The 14517-nt window shown below is 36.7% G+C and carries 10 protein-coding genes, 1 tRNA gene and 1 riboswitch; of the genes, 8 read left to right on the forward strand and 3 right to left on the reverse strand.

Translation table 11 applies throughout. The annotated features are described in order from the left end of the window. Positions 1-3: 3 nt before the first annotated feature. Together ABM34_RS11240 and ABM34_RS11245 are read left to right on the forward strand one after the other, a co-directional pair. Entirely contained in the window at positions 4-984 is a 981-nt protein-coding gene (locus ABM34_RS11240) for a WxL protein peptidoglycan domain-containing protein (RefSeq protein ID WP_048705811.1), read from the forward strand. Between the two features lie 3 nt (positions 985-987). Then, on the forward strand, positions 988-2007 hold the full coding sequence (locus tag ABM34_RS11245; RefSeq protein ID WP_048705813.1) for a DUF916 domain-containing protein: 1020 nt from the start codon (positions 988-990) through the stop codon (positions 2005-2007). A gap of 13 nt (positions 2008-2020) precedes the next feature. On the opposite strand, the gene ABM34_RS11250 is transcribed toward ABM34_RS11245, so the two are convergent. Then, positions 2021-3538, reverse strand: a complete 1518-nt coding sequence (locus tag ABM34_RS11250; protein WP_048705814.1) for a helix-turn-helix domain-containing protein — start codon at positions 3536-3538, stop codon at positions 2021-2023. A 99-nt stretch (positions 3539-3637) separates the two neighbouring features. After that, positions 3638-3809, forward strand: a riboswitch (Lysine riboswitch). A gap of 85 nt (positions 3810-3894) precedes the next feature. Here ABM34_RS11250 and ABM34_RS11255 point away from each other — a divergent pair. The 3 genes from ABM34_RS11255 (at position 3895) to ABM34_RS11265 (ending at position 7181) form a co-directional block, all read left to right on the forward strand. Next, the gene (locus tag ABM34_RS11255) at positions 3895-5340 is read left to right on the forward strand and encodes an amino acid permease (protein WP_048705816.1); all 1446 of its coding nucleotides are present in this window, start codon (positions 3895-3897) and stop codon (positions 5338-5340) included. Positions 5341-5759: 419 nt separating this feature from the next. Further along, on the forward strand, positions 5760-7049 hold the full coding sequence (gene serS, locus ABM34_RS11260; protein WP_048705817.1) for a serine--tRNA ligase: 1290 nt from the start codon (positions 5760-5762) through the stop codon (positions 7047-7049). 59 nt (positions 7050-7108) lie between these two features. Next, positions 7109-7181: transfer RNA gene (locus tag ABM34_RS11265), tRNA-Thr, on the forward strand. 99 nt (positions 7182-7280) lie between these two features. On the opposite strand, the gene ABM34_RS13285 is transcribed toward ABM34_RS11265, so the two are convergent. Continuing rightward, positions 7281-7457, reverse strand: coding sequence for a hypothetical protein (locus ABM34_RS13285; protein ID WP_157023325.1), 177 nt, complete (start codon positions 7455-7457; stop codon positions 7281-7283). A gap of 621 nt (positions 7458-8078) precedes the next feature. Here ABM34_RS13285 and ABM34_RS11270 point away from each other — a divergent pair. Beyond that, positions 8079-9434 carry an FAD-dependent oxidoreductase gene (locus ABM34_RS11270; protein ID WP_048705818.1) on the forward strand — a complete coding sequence of 452 codons (1356 nt, stop codon included), beginning with the start codon at positions 8079-8081 and terminating at the stop codon, positions 9432-9434. 350 nt (positions 9435-9784) lie between these two features. Here the strand turns inward: ABM34_RS11270 and ABM34_RS13290 are convergent, their stop codons facing one another. Then, positions 9785-9976, reverse strand: a complete 192-nt coding sequence (locus ABM34_RS13290; RefSeq protein WP_157023327.1) for a hypothetical protein — start codon at positions 9974-9976, stop codon at positions 9785-9787. Between the two features lie 278 nt (positions 9977-10254). Here ABM34_RS13290 and ABM34_RS11275 point away from each other — a divergent pair, with 278 nt between their 5' ends. Together ABM34_RS11275 and glpK are read left to right on the forward strand one after the other, a co-directional pair. Next, a complete protein-coding gene (locus ABM34_RS11275; protein WP_048705820.1) occupies positions 10255-12792 on the forward strand; it encodes a YfhO family protein in 2538 nt (845 codons plus the stop codon). Positions 12793-12994: 202 nt separating this feature from the next. After that, the gene (gene glpK / locus ABM34_RS11280; RefSeq protein WP_048705821.1) at positions 12995-14503 is read left to right on the forward strand and encodes a glycerol kinase GlpK; all 1509 of its coding nucleotides are present in this window, start codon (positions 12995-12997) and stop codon (positions 14501-14503) included. The last annotated feature ends 14 nt before the right edge of the window (positions 14504-14517 follow it).

Here is a 14517-nt window from a genome sequence, read left to right on the forward strand (position 1 = left end):
AAAATGATTTCGCAAAAAGGTATATTTATCCTAACTGCTTTCATAGCCGTCATTATGGCACTTTTGCTTAATACTAAAGTTGTTAAGGCCGATATTCACAGCGTATCGGTCACTCCTTTAGTTGAAAACACACAAGAACCAGATCGTTTTGAAATTTCCGGCGAACCAGGATCAGAGCACACTTTAAAATTATCAATTACTAATTTTGGTATTGAAACACTCGATATTAAAATACAACCGACAAACGCAACTACTAGTCCAAATGGTGACATAGATATTGGAGAAAGCGTGGTTGCGGGAGATTATGGATTGAGAACTTCCTTTGCGGAAATGACTCAGCCACAAATGATTCGGTTGAAAAAGAATCAGACAAGAAATGTGACTTTTAAAGTGAAATTGCCAGACCAACAACTTAATGGAACTGTAATTGGTGGCTTCAGTATTTTTGACGAGAAGCATCCGAATGCTGGTCATTCGGGAGTTGGAGTGTATTTTGGCGCTCAAGAAACTTCCAATAAGCATTCAATTAAATTGCAGGGAATTACACCCGAAGTACATAACTCACAACCATTTTTATCAGTTAATTTAGCCAATTATGAGGCTAAAACTTTGGAAAATACTACATTCCAAGTCAAAATAAAGAAGAACAATTGGTACAACAAACTAGGCATTAATAATAACGTTGATGTCCAAGATGTCCATTTTGCTAAAATTGCTCCGAATTCCAAAATTCCGATTGAATTTAATCAGAAACAAACTCCAATCCAATCTGGAAATTACTTGGTAGAGGGAGTTGCCAAAAATGGCAAGCAAACTTGGAATTTTAAGCAAAATTATCATGTTGATGGGCTTGCTGCCCAATTGGTCAACAAACAATCCAAGAATCTTATATACGATAAGACTGGTTTTTACGTAACGATTATTGGAATTTTGACAGGAGTTATTATTTTAGTATTTTGGGGAATTGCTTATCAAAGGAGATAGAATTTGAATAAATTTTTTCTACTATTATCCATTCTTGTAGGATTTGGGACAGTCGCAATGACCACCCAGACTGTGCAAGCGGATGATGACCAAAACAACAAATCATACTCGATTCAGGCCGTATTGCCTGATAACCAATTAAATAAAAATGTGTCTTATTACGATCTTCAGGTGAAGCCGAACCAGCCTTCAAAACTTGGAGTAGTAATTAGTAATACCGGATCCGAAAAAATAACCGTCCAAGCTGAAATTAACAATGCCTATACAACCGATGCGGCTATGATAGGCTACGATAAATATTCAGCCAAGATTTATAAGAGTGAAACACCATCATTAAGTTCCCTAATTGATGGAAAACGGAAGAAGTCAGTCACATTAGATGCAGGTCAATCAAAACAAATTGATTTCACAGTTAACTCTCCAAAAAATGAATTCCGCGGAATTATTTTGGGTGGTGTCACAACTACAGCAATGGTGAGTTCATCCACTAATAAAAAAGTGGGAGTCTCTAATCAGATTCGCTACGTCAAAGGAGTTGTTCTGCACTCAAAGGACGAAGTGGTCGATCCAGAGATGCACTTACAAAGTGCGGCACCAAAGGCATTTAATGATGTGGTTGGAATTGGCTATTTGATGGACAATACTGCGCCAATCAATATTAATGATGTAAAAATCAAAGCAACGATTAGTCATAAGAGCATGAAAAATATTGAATACTCGCAAAAAGATTTACAAATTGCGCCTAATTCAAAATTTGACTATTTTATTCCAGTTAAACATTTGAAACCTGGGATTTATTCAACTAAGTTGACGGTAACTAGTAAAGCTGGCTACTCGAAAACTTTTAATAATAAATTGAAAGTTACACAAGGTTCAATTGAAGCACTCGATGAAACTAAGCAGGTGACAACTTCACACAGTGGCTTGATTTATACAATCATTGGCCTGTTTGTAGTATTGATAGTTGGACTCTGGTTCTTCATGTACACGACAGGGAAGCGTATTGGCTTCCGTAAAAAATAAAAAAAACAACCGTCTAAAGATGCAATTGACGGTTGTTTTTTTCGAAGTTTCTTTGTAATTTGTCTGTGTAAATTTGATAAAGACGAACCAATAGGTAGATGTAATCTGTACGAACGGCGGTTGAGTTCCATGGGATTACGATTAGGTCATCTGGATATTTATCTCGACCTTCATAGTCAGGGAAAATATCGAGTGTAGTTATCAAAATATCGACATCATCATACTCAGCGTTTGTTACGATCTTGATGAATTCCATTGACATCAAGTTGTGCAAAATCAATCCGGAAACTGGATTTCCTGAGTCAACGATAACTTTAACGTGTAGCATATCGTCATCACTTACGGCCATAATGTGGTTAATTAAAACCTTATACAAGTCATGTGCGATACTTTCAGCACTGTTACTAATAGCTTGGAATTCAGGGTCGGTTAACCCATCGAAGAAGTCATAGATATTCACATAAATTGAAGTCAAAGTTTTGAAATCTGCGGGGCTTCTAGTGTAAGAACCAAGTTTAATGGGAGCTTCATGTGCAAAAATATGATAGAAGGTAATGTCGTGAATGATGTCATCGGCTAATTTACCCAATGCTTCAGGATCGTTAGTGATTCTGAAGTTATCACCATATTTATCTTTCAAGAAGTCGATAAATTTGTAAGCTAAGTAAACGAACCTTTGATCAGCAATATCTTGAGCTGATGGTATTTTTGGGAAAAGAAATCTTGATGGTAAGAACGTAAAGTCTTTTAGAGTGTTTAATAGTTTATTTTCGTTATCCAATTTATCCATTGGTACGATAGAATAATCTTCACGTGTGATTAATTCTTTTCCAATTGTTTTGTTACCAAAAACTTCATTGTAACCAGACATCGTGTCGAGGTACCGATGTTTGATGAGTCTGATTCTAGAAATAGCAACAAGAATTTCCATTTGAAGTTTCATTACTGGGTTGTATGGGGGATTATCGTCTCGACTAACAATTTTGTCTACAGCGTCTTGTTGAACAATTCTGAAAGGCCATTCTAGGACATGGAAGGTATACCAGTAGATAAAGTATGCCAGCCATCTGATGTTTTTCTCGTCACCCTTAAGCTCTAAGGTTGTATTAGAAATTTTGATGCCAAAGTTTTTAAGTAACTTTCTGAAGTTCGACATACGACGATTTAGTGTTGATTTACTTGTGAAATGTGAGTTACTGAAGTTTTCAAATGTCGGGTTTGCGTTTGTGAATCCATAGTCAAAAGCTTGGAAAACTATAGAATTTTTAAATAGAAACAGCCGATACCTATCAATAGAGATTTTATCAAATTCAATTGATTCGATTTTTGCTGATTTTTTTTGCAAGGCCGGATTAAAATCGAAAATATCGTCTAATAAGGCTTGAAAAATGTTGTAAGTTTTTTGATAGGTGAAATGTAGTCTGTTTCCTATCGTACTAAGGTTCAATTGAATCTTTGGTAAAGATTTTATAACCGTCAACATTTGATATTTTTCGACATCCTGTTTGCCTAAAAAAACCGTCTCGAGCATAAATAATCACCCCCGGATGCGCTTTCTTATAAAAATTATTGTAACATTTAATTAGTGCCAGTACTTGCGACAACCATTACTTTTCTTTATAATGTTGTACATGCAGATAGAGGCGCGTTAATCATCAGTAATGATTTAGAGCAGTAGGTGCTTTGATAAATCATGAAAGGAATTAATGCCGAAGCTACTTTTGTCCCTACAACAAAAGAGCTGGGTCGTTACTCAACAAGTAACGGACTGTCGCACGTTGGTGCGTTGAGCTATTGATCATTTGGATAACAATACAATCCTTATTGTCAGTGGTTTTTTTCTGATAATAAGGTTTTTTTGTATTCAAAGCAGATAGGGGAAAGAAAATGGAAAATACAGATGTAAACCGGTCGCTGAAGACTCGCCATTTGTCCATGATTGCGCTTGGTGGCTCAATCGGAACTGGACTTTTTGTTGCAAGTGGTTCGTCGATTTCAACAGCCGGACCAGGTGGTGCTTTAATTGCCTATGTTGCAATTGGTATCATGGTTTACTTTTTAATGACCAGTTTGGGAGAGATGGCAACTTACATGCCTGTTACTGGTTCATTCGCAACATATGCAACAAAGTTTATTGATCCTGCGTTAGGTTTCGCATTAGGTTGGAACTATTGGTTCAACTGGGCGATTACCTTGGCTGTCGATTTATCAACGATTTCAATCGTTATTAAATATTGGTTCCCATCATGGGATTCCTGGAAGATCAGTTTAACTTTCTTAGTCGTATTATTTGTAATTAATATTGTTTCAGTCGGCTCGTTCGGTGAAACTGAGTATTGGCTAGCTTCCATCAAGGTTACTGCCGTTATTGTCTTCCTGATTGTCGGTATTCTAAGTATTTTAGGTATTCTAGGTAATCAACACTTTGTTGGTCTAACAAACTTTACCTATAAAAAAGCACCATTTGTAGGTGGGGTTCCCGCTATTCTAAGTGTATTCGTTGTTGCTGGGTTCTCCTTCCAAGGTACCGAGTTAATTGGTATCACAGCTGGTGAATCAGCAACTCCAGAAAAGAGTATTCCTAAGGCTATCAAACAAGTCTTTTGGAGAATTCTTTTGTTCTACATTTTATCAATTGCTGTTATTGGTGCATTGATCCCTTATACAAGTCCAAACTTGTTAGGATCAGGTGCTACTGACATCGCAATCAGTCCCTTCACGATTGTATTTAATAAAGTTGGTATTCCATTGGCTGCCGGAGTTATGAATGCGGTTATTTTAACCTCAGTTATTTCAGCTGCTAATTCCGGACTATATGCAGCTAGTCGTATGCTTTGGTCAATGAGTAAGCAAGAAATGGCTCCTAAGGCTTTCCAAAGAACTAATAACCGTGGTGTGCCATTGTTCTCATTGATTTTGACTGCTGTTGTTGGTGGAATTGCGTTATTCACAAGTTTGTATGGTAACCAATTTTATCAATTGTTAGTTGCTGCCAGTGGTTTAACTGGATTTATTGCCTGGCTGGGAATAGCTTTCTCACATTATCGTTTCAGAAAAGCTTATTTATTCCACGGCTACAGCCTTGATGATCTGAAATATAAAGCTAAGTGGTTCCCATTTGGGCCTATCTTAGCAATTGTCCTTGGTATCATCATTATCATCGGACAAGATGTTCGTTCATTGGTCGACTTCAATGTGATCAAATTGCTTGTTAGTTACTCAGGCTTGATCTTGTTGTTCCTTTGCTGGATCTACTACAAAGTTAGATACAAGACTAAGTTCCTAGACTTGAAAGATATTGACATTGAAGCTGCTAAGAAACATAAGTATTAAAATATTGAAAATTAGGTTCATTTAATTTAAGATATAGGTAAATATAAAAGCTAATAAGTTACCTACTAATGAATTTTTCAGAGAAGCGATGGTTGGTGAGAATCGTGAAAATTCTATTCCAGTATCTTGGCTGACGGGTAATTCCGTTCGGTTGGATTCGATAAAATCCCTCAAGAGCAGTGTGCAATTGTATGCTGAAACTGGGTGGTACCGCGAATGACCGATTCGTCCCTTTTTAGGGATGTTTCGGTCTTTTTTATTGGCTTTTTATACCAGAGGCATAAGCAAGTGCGTTAAAAGCCTGAGCATAGCCTAGGTAGGGGAATTGCTGACGGAGTCAGTGATTTCACTACCGTAGCTAAGCGGAGGGCTTTGCACTTGTGTTGCCGTTTACAACGTTTATAGAGAAGGAGAAAAATATGTTAGATATTAAGTTGATCAGAAAAGATCCTGATTGGGCTAAAACAAAATTAGCCGCTAGAGGAGTCAAAGCTGAACAAATCGACGAATTGTTGGGTTATGACAAAGATCGTCGTGAGTTGCTAGTTCAAACAGAAACTCTTAAGGAAAAGAGAAACAAAGTTTCCCAAGAAATTTCTACTAAGAAACGTAACAAGGAAAATGCTGATCAAGAAATTGCTGACATGAAACAAGTTGGTACTGACATCAAGGAACTTGATGCCAAGCTTGAAGAGACTGAAGGGAAGATGAATTACATCTTAGTTCGTCTACCTAACTGGCCTGATGATTCAGTTCCGGTTGGTCCTGATGAAAGTACTAACAAAGAAATCCGTAAGTGGGGAGATATTCCTACAGAAGGATTCAAACCAAAGCACCACTGGGATATTGGTGAAGAATTAGGTATTCTTGACTTTGATCAAGCAACTAAGGTTGCTGGTAGTCGTTTCGTATATTACTTGGGTATGGGTGCCCGTCTTGAACGTGCTGTCTATAACTTTATGCTTGATGAACATCAAAAAGATGGTTACACCGAAGTTATTCCTCCATACTTGGTAAATAACGAAGCTATGTTTGGAACAAGTCAATTCCCTAAGTTTACTGAAGATGTTTATACAGTAATGGTTGATGAAAACCCATTAACTTTGATTCCTACAGCTGAAGTTCCATTGACTAACTACTTTGCAGGTAAGATTCTTGATGAAAAGGACCTTCCTAAATACGTTACAGCTCTAACTCCTTGTTTCCGTTCAGAAGCTGGTAGTGCCGGCCGTGATACTCGTGGATTGATTCGTATGCACCAATTCAATAAGGTTGAAATGGTTAAAGTTACTAAGCCTGAGGATTCATTTGATGAATTGGAAAAATTAACAGCTAACGCAGAAAACATTTTGCAAAAGTTGAACTTGGCTTACCACGTTATCGTCTTATCAAGTGGGGATGCAAGTTTCTCATCAACTAAGACTTATGACCTTGAAGTTTGGCTTCCAGGACAAGAGAAGTATCGTGAAGTTTCAAGTTGTTCAAACTGTCTAGATTTCCAAGCTCGTCGTGCTCACATTCGTTATCGCGATGAAAACGGTAAGACACAACTAGCTCACACTTTGAATGGATCAGGTTTAGCATGTGGTAGAATTGTTGCAGCTATTCTTGAAAACTATCAAAATGAAGATGGTTCAGTTACAATTCCTGACGTTCTTGTGCCATACATGGGTGGAGTAACAAAAATCACTAAAGAGAATGCCATCTAACTTGAATTAATCAAATTAGATTGATAGAATTTAATAGTTCCGCTTGGAGCTATTAATATGCCAGTTTAGCTCAGTTGGTAGAGCATCGGTATCGTAAACCGGCGGTCACAGGTTCAAATCCTGCAACTGGCAGAGAAGAAGTCATATTCGTGTGGCTTTTTTATTTTGCCTAAATACCAAAAAATGAGCTCGCAACAAACCGGTTGGGGGAACTCATTTTAGAAAATCCATTTATTCTTCGGCTACTTTAAAGTGATGCAATCCATGATGGCGGTGATGACAGGTTTTGTGTTCTTGATGATTTATTTCAATCTTGAACAGTTTTGTAAGAATACGAATTTGTAAAACAAATCCCAGAACTGTAGTAATCATTTGGAGAAGTAAAATCAATTCAAATTTTTTCTTCATACCAGCTCACCTCATCTCTTTATTTACTTAATAGTAGTCTATTTCTGCTGAAAACGCTATCAAATATGACGTGTTTTATAGGAAAACTTCATATTTTTTATAATTTTGTGCAAAAAAATAAGTTTGCCCGAGGAAAGCAAACTCATTTCATTGATGTGAATAATATCGATCGCTAATGAAATATCAGTAGAATGATAAGGCAGCGGATTTTGAAGAGCCATAGCTTGTCAAAAAGAGGGATTTTATTATGAAGTTCTGTTCGAATCAGCCCAATTCATCAAACAGAGCTTGTATTTTTTTAAGATATATTATAGGAATGAGCTGGTACCAGATCAGCGATTGAGGGGGGATATTATTCACCAAGTGGTAAAGAGGATGGATACCACGTAGGTTTTTTAGATTAAATAATAGGGGAGTCTTCAAATATCATTCCGTTTCCTTATCACAATTCATAGTATATGACCAAATTATGCAAAACTTTATTCAATTTAGATAAGAATATTTATATACATATATTATATGTGAAAATATTCCCAAAATGTATTGCATTCTTTATAAAATGGGTATAATATTTCATATATATTAATAGTTAAAGTTATCACAAAGATTGGAAGGTATACTATGAAAGTAAGTATTATTGGATGTACACACGCAGGAACATTTACAGCTATGAATATTTTGAAGCAACATCCTGATTGGGAAGTAGATGTTTTCGAACGTAATGATAATCTATCTTTCTTATCATGTGGAATCGCGCTCTGGGTAAGTGATAGAGTATCTGATCCAAACAAGATGTTTTACGCAAGCCCTGATGATTTAGCAAAAATGGGTGCCACAATGTATATGAAACATGATGTAACAAATATTGATTTTGATAATAAAAATGTTACAGCTAAGAACCTTGAAACCGGTGAAACTTTTTCACAAAGTTACGATAAATTAGTTCTTACAACAGGCTCTGCACCTATAGTACCTAACATCCCCGGAATTCATTCTGACCGTGTTGCCTTGTGTAAAAACTGGACTAATGCCAATGAATTAAGAGAAAATTCTGATAAAATCAAGAGTGCCATCGTTATTGGTGCCGGATATATCGGTGCTGAATTGGCCGAAGGATACTCACATCTTGGCAAAGAAACTACTTTAATTGATGCTTTACCAGATGTTTTGTCAAAGAACTTTGATGTTAACATGTCAAAAGTTGCTGAGAAGGATTACCTCGACAACGGAGTTACACTTGGTCTCGGTGAAAAAGTTGAGTCATTTGAAGACAATGCTGATGGTACAGTTACCGTAAATACTGACAAAAATTCATACACTGCTGACATTGCTGTCGCATGTATTGGATTCCGTCCTAACACTGATTTATACAAAGATGAATTTGAAACATTGCCAAATGGTGCTTTGATTGTTGACAAGTATATGCACACAAGCAAACCTGACGTCTTTTCTGCCGGTGATGCCGCATCTGTTTTCTACAATCCAACACAAGATAACCAATACATTCCTTTAGCAACAAATGCCGTAAGACAAGGAATTTTAGTGGCAAAAAATATTGAAAAAGATACAATGAAATATATGGGAACACAATCAAGTTCTGCCGTTGAATTATTTGGTAGATCTTATGCATCAAGTGGTTTGACTGTCGGACACGCAAAGGTTCTTGGTAAAAATGTTGAATCTGTAACATTTGAAGACAACTATCGTCCTGAATTTATGTTGACTACTACGCCTGTACTTATGAATTTGGTATGGGATCCTGAAACTAGAGAAATTATGGGTGGTGCTTTGACAAGTATGTACGATATTGCTCAATCCGCTAACTTGATTTCTGTGGCTATTCAAAAGAAAATGACTATTGACGAGTTATCTATGGTTGACTTCTTGTTCCAACCTAATTTTGATAAACCGGTTAATTATGTAAGTGCCTTGGCAGGGGCAGCTGTTGAGAAAGCTGATTCAAAAGAGTCGGTTTAGCTGTTGCCAGGATTTGGTCTCAACAGCAGCTTTAATGGGATTCGGTCGTAAAGATCGAGTCCTTTTTTTTTGCGTGTGGTTAAAAGATTTGATAGTGGGAGGGTGCCGATTCCGGGAGAAAATCGATTTTTGGGCTGGAACGCGGTGAATCGACTTGAAGCTAATTGCAAGGGGCGCAATCATCTCCAAGCTCGATTTTATTCTAAGTGTGCTTCGCGCACTAAGAATAACCCCACCGCTGAGCCCAAATCGATTTTCTCCCGGAATCTGGGGTGGCGCTCTGTTTGTTTTTCGTGCGCTGGTTTCGATTTTTGTGGGCGTTCCGATTGGTGCTGGCTTTTTTCGTCTGTTTAATACAACTTTTGCTGTGGTTTCCTGCGGTTTAAACCGACATTAAAATTAAAGGCAAAATCAAAATCAAGTGCTTGCTTATTCTTCGAATGTCGCGGTTCAAGATCTGGATCAAGTTCAAGTTCAAGTTCAAGGTCAAGTTCAAGTTCAAGTTCAAGTGCTGTGCTTATTCTTCGAATGTCGCGGTTCAAGATCTGAATCTAGTTCAAAATCTAGTTCAAGATCAAGTGCGGGCTTATTCTTCGAATTACGCAGTTCAAGTTCTGGTGATGATTTTGATTTGTGTTTCGCAATTTATGTTCTTGGGTGTTGTTTTGAGTTCCAGAATCTGGGAATTTATTTGTTGTTTTCTTCTCTTAAAACGTTTTCATAATTGTGCAATGGACTTTAAATTTAAGTGTTGAAGTCTTTTGAGTTGGTTTGGTTTACAATAATATTACAATTATCAATTTTGGAGGATTAATATCCAATGCGTAAACATCGGAGTTTATATTATCTTGGGGCTTTTGCTATTAACTTGGTTATTATTGCTGCTATTTTCTGGAGCGCTCATTTGGTGCCTTTTGGGGATAACAACTTTTTGAGTAGTGATCTTGGTACTCAGTATCTTGATTTTTTGACGGAGCTTCGTCGTCAGCTGGTTAATAATAATCTTCATTTATATTTATTTAGTCAGTCGTTGGGAGATAATTTCTTTCCTATAATAAGTTATTATCTGCTTTCGCCTTTTAATCTTTTGTTGGTGCTTTTTAAGAGTAGTCAGATTCCGATTGCTGCTGATATTTTGATTATGTTGAAGATTTCGGCTATGGGTGTGACTATGGCTTTGTTTATCAGCAAATACTTCAAAAAGATTTCGCTATTTAATTATGTTTTTACTATTTCTTATAGTTTTTGCGGATTTGTTGCTTCTTATTTTTATGATCTGATGTGGCTTGATGCGTTGATTATGCTGCCATTGGTTGCTATTGGGATTATTAAGATTATTGATGAAGGTAAGGTTTGGCCTTATTATTTTTCGTTGCTGTTTGCAATTATTTTCAATTATTATCTTGGTTACATGACTTGTTTCTTCGCTTTGGCTTTTTTCATTTATCTTGCTATGGAAAGAAATTTATTCCAAAAGGATAATCGCTGGATGGTTATTACTAAGTATGGTGTGAGTTCCTTACTTGCTGGTATGAGTTCCGCGGTTGTTTTGATGCCTACTTTTGCAGGGATGCTTAATACTGGGAAAAGTTCGTTTGACTTATCTAATTATTTACCATCATTGAGATTCGGCTTTGAAGCTTTTACTCAACTGGGGGTTGGTGGAAATACTTTCCTTCAAAGGCTGCATCATGGTCCTTCAGTCTTCATGACTTCAACTGTTCTTATTTTGCTATTGAGTTATTTCTTTAGTGCCAAGATTTCTCAAAAGGATAAGAATCACTCGGCTATTTTTATTGGAATCTTAGTTCTTAGCATGATGGTCACTACTTTCAACACTATTTGGCACATGTTTCAAAATCCGGCTGGATTTCCATTTAGAAATAGTTTCATTTTCACTTTTGTTTGTATTTTTATTGCCTATAAAGCTTTCGATGGTGGTGTATTCAAGGAACGGATGGCTCTAATTAGAGCTACGTCTACCGCTGGGATTTTGATTTGTATTGGTTATACAACTCTTTGGTTGATTCCTAAATTGATTGAGAAGATGAACTTTGAAACTCCTGATAATACTACTAATGGTTATTATTTCTGGATTTCAATTTTCTTCATTCTACTTTCAGGATTGTTGCTTTACCTCTATGGGAAAAATAGTCGATACTCAATTCTGATTTTAATTGTGGTCGCTTTAGAAGTTGGTGCTAACTTTAATTCAGTTATAGCTACGGCTGATTTTGGTAGTCAACGTGCTTATAGCCACGCTTATAATGCTGAAAGTGAAGCTCTCACCAATGCTAAAAATTTGAGTGCTCCTGGACATCGAATGGTTGTTTCAAAGTCTGGTATTAATAAAGCCTTTCCTGAACAATACAACAACTATAATGATCCAATGCTGTTTGATATTAATGGATTGAGTTTGTACAGTTCGACTTTGAATCAGCAAACTTTGATGACTTTAAATAATTTAGGTTATTTCAGTAAGAATGTTCGTCGAATCAGTCATGCTGGTGGGACGGAACTGACTAATGCGTTATTTGGAATTAATTACAATATTCGTCAAGAAAACAATAAGTATCATATTATCGATAATTATGATGCACCAACGATGGCCTTCATGGTTAGCCCTGATGTTTATGACTTCCAAATGTTACCTATGAGAGCCTTGGATAATCAAGATAGATTATGGCAGGCTTTGACTGGTACTAATACGGAATTCATGCCGGCGGCACAAATCAATTCAATGCAGAAAACTAGACATCATCAGAAGAAGACTTTTAACTACAAATTAACTACTACTGCCTCTGGTGTTTTGTATTTCTACGTTTCGCCAATGAATTATGATCAATCTACTATTTATGTGAATAGCAAGAAACTTAAAACTTCGCAAGTCATGATTGAGAATCAAGCGGTTATGGAGCTTGGTAAGTTTAATGAAGGTGAAAATGTTAATGTGAAAATCCGTACTAGAAGTCCTTTAAGTTTGAATCCTGAATATTTCCGGACTTTGAATGCAGAAACTTTCTTACAATCTAAAAAAGTTTTCAAACAGAATTCTTTGAAAATTTCATCAGATTTGAAGCACGATACGATTGTTGGAAAAATAAATGTAAAAACTGCGAGTCCGTTATTAGTCAGTGTGCCTTATGACAAGGGATGGCAAGCATTTGACAATGGTAAAGAAGTAAGAATTAATAAGGTCGTTGGTAATTTGATGGCTGTTGATTTGAAACAGGGTCATCACAAAATTCAACTTAAATATGTCGTTCCAGGATTGAAAATGGGATGGATAATCTCGGCAATCTCTGTCTTACTTTTTGTAATTTTCCAAATTTATGTAAAATTTCTTGAAAAAAATTAATTTTTGTTAACGTTATCAGTTTCACAATCTTAAAAAATATCAATCGCTAGCTCTTGCAACTCCCTAGGTTTAGCTGATTTTGTGAATTGGGAAAAATAATTGTTTTGTGAAAATAACCAAAATTGTGTTTACAAAATAACTACGTTGCTGTAATCTTATATTTGAAAAAGCGCTTACATATTAAGGGATTGAGGTGTACGTAATGACAGAAAAATACATTATGTCGATTGATGAAGGTACAACAAGTACTAGAGCAATCATTTTTGACAAGAAAGGACATAAGATAGCTGATGCTCAACGTGAGTTTACTCAGCATTTTCCAGAGCCAGGTTGGGTAGAACACGATGCCAATGAAATTTGGAACGCTGTTCAATCAACAATTGCCAATGTTTTCATTGAATCAGGTATCAAACCAGATCAAATTTCTGGTATTGGTATCACTAACCAACGTGAAACTACTGTTGTTTGGGACAAGGTGACTGGTTTACCTATTTACAACGCCATTGTTTGGCAATCACGTCAAACTACCGACATTGCAAACAAGCTTAGAGAAGACGGCTATAATGACATGATTCATGAAAAGACCGGACTTCTTATTGATCCATATTTCTCAGCAACTAAGATTCGCTGGATTTTGGACCATGTTGATGGAGCTCAAGAACGTGCTGAAAAGGGTGAATTACTTTTCGGAACAATTGACACATGGCTATTATGGAAGTTAACAGGTGGTGCAGTTCACGTAACTGACTACTCAAATGCTTCACGTACTATGTTATTCAACATTAAGAAGCTTGACTGGGATGACGATATTCTCAAACTTTTGAATATTCCAAAGGCAATGCTTCCAGAAGCTCGTCCTAACTCAGAAGTTTATGGTAAGACTAAGGATTATCACTTCTATGGTTCTGAAGTACCTGTTTCAGGTATGGTCGGTGACCAACAAGCTGCCTTATTCGGACAAATGGCTTTTGAACCAGGAATGGTTAAGAACACTTATGGTACTGGTGCCTTCATCGTTATGAATACTGGTGAAACACCTCAATTATCAGAAAACAACTTATTAACTACTATTGGTTATGGTATTAATGGAAAAGTTTATTATGCTTTGGAAGGATCAATTTTCGTTGCCGGTTCAGCTATTCAATGGCTCCGTGATGCAATGAAATTAGTTGATTCAGCTCCTGATTCAGAAGCTGCCGCATTGGCTTCAAAGAATGATGATGAAGTTTATGTTGTGCCTGCCTTTACTGGTTTAGGTGCACCATACTGGGATTCAGATGCTCGTGGTGCTGTCTTTGGCCTTACACGTGGTACAACACGTGAGGACTTCATCAAAGCAACACTTCAATCATTGGCTTATCAATCACGTGACGTTATCGATACTATGAAGAAAGATACTGGTATTGATATTCCTACACTTAAAGTCGATGGTGGAGCTGCTAAGAACAAGTTCCTTCTTCAATTCCAAGCAGATATCTTAGATACACCAGTTCAACGTGCTAAAGACCTTGAAACTACTGCTTTAGGTGCAGCTTTCTTGGCTGGTTTAGCTGTTGGTTACTGGAAAGATGTTGATGAAATTAAGAAAGACTACTCTGAAGGTGAAATTACTCAACCTAAGATGGATAAGAAACGTTCAGATTATCTATATGAAGGTTGGACAGAAGCAGTTGCTGCTACTAGATCATTCAAACACAAGGCAGCTAAATAACAGGGGGATTAAAT

This window comes from Companilactobacillus ginsenosidimutans, assembly GCF_001050475.1.
In the GTDB taxonomy this organism is placed as follows: Bacteria; Bacillota; Bacilli; order Lactobacillales; family Lactobacillaceae; genus Companilactobacillus; species Companilactobacillus ginsenosidimutans.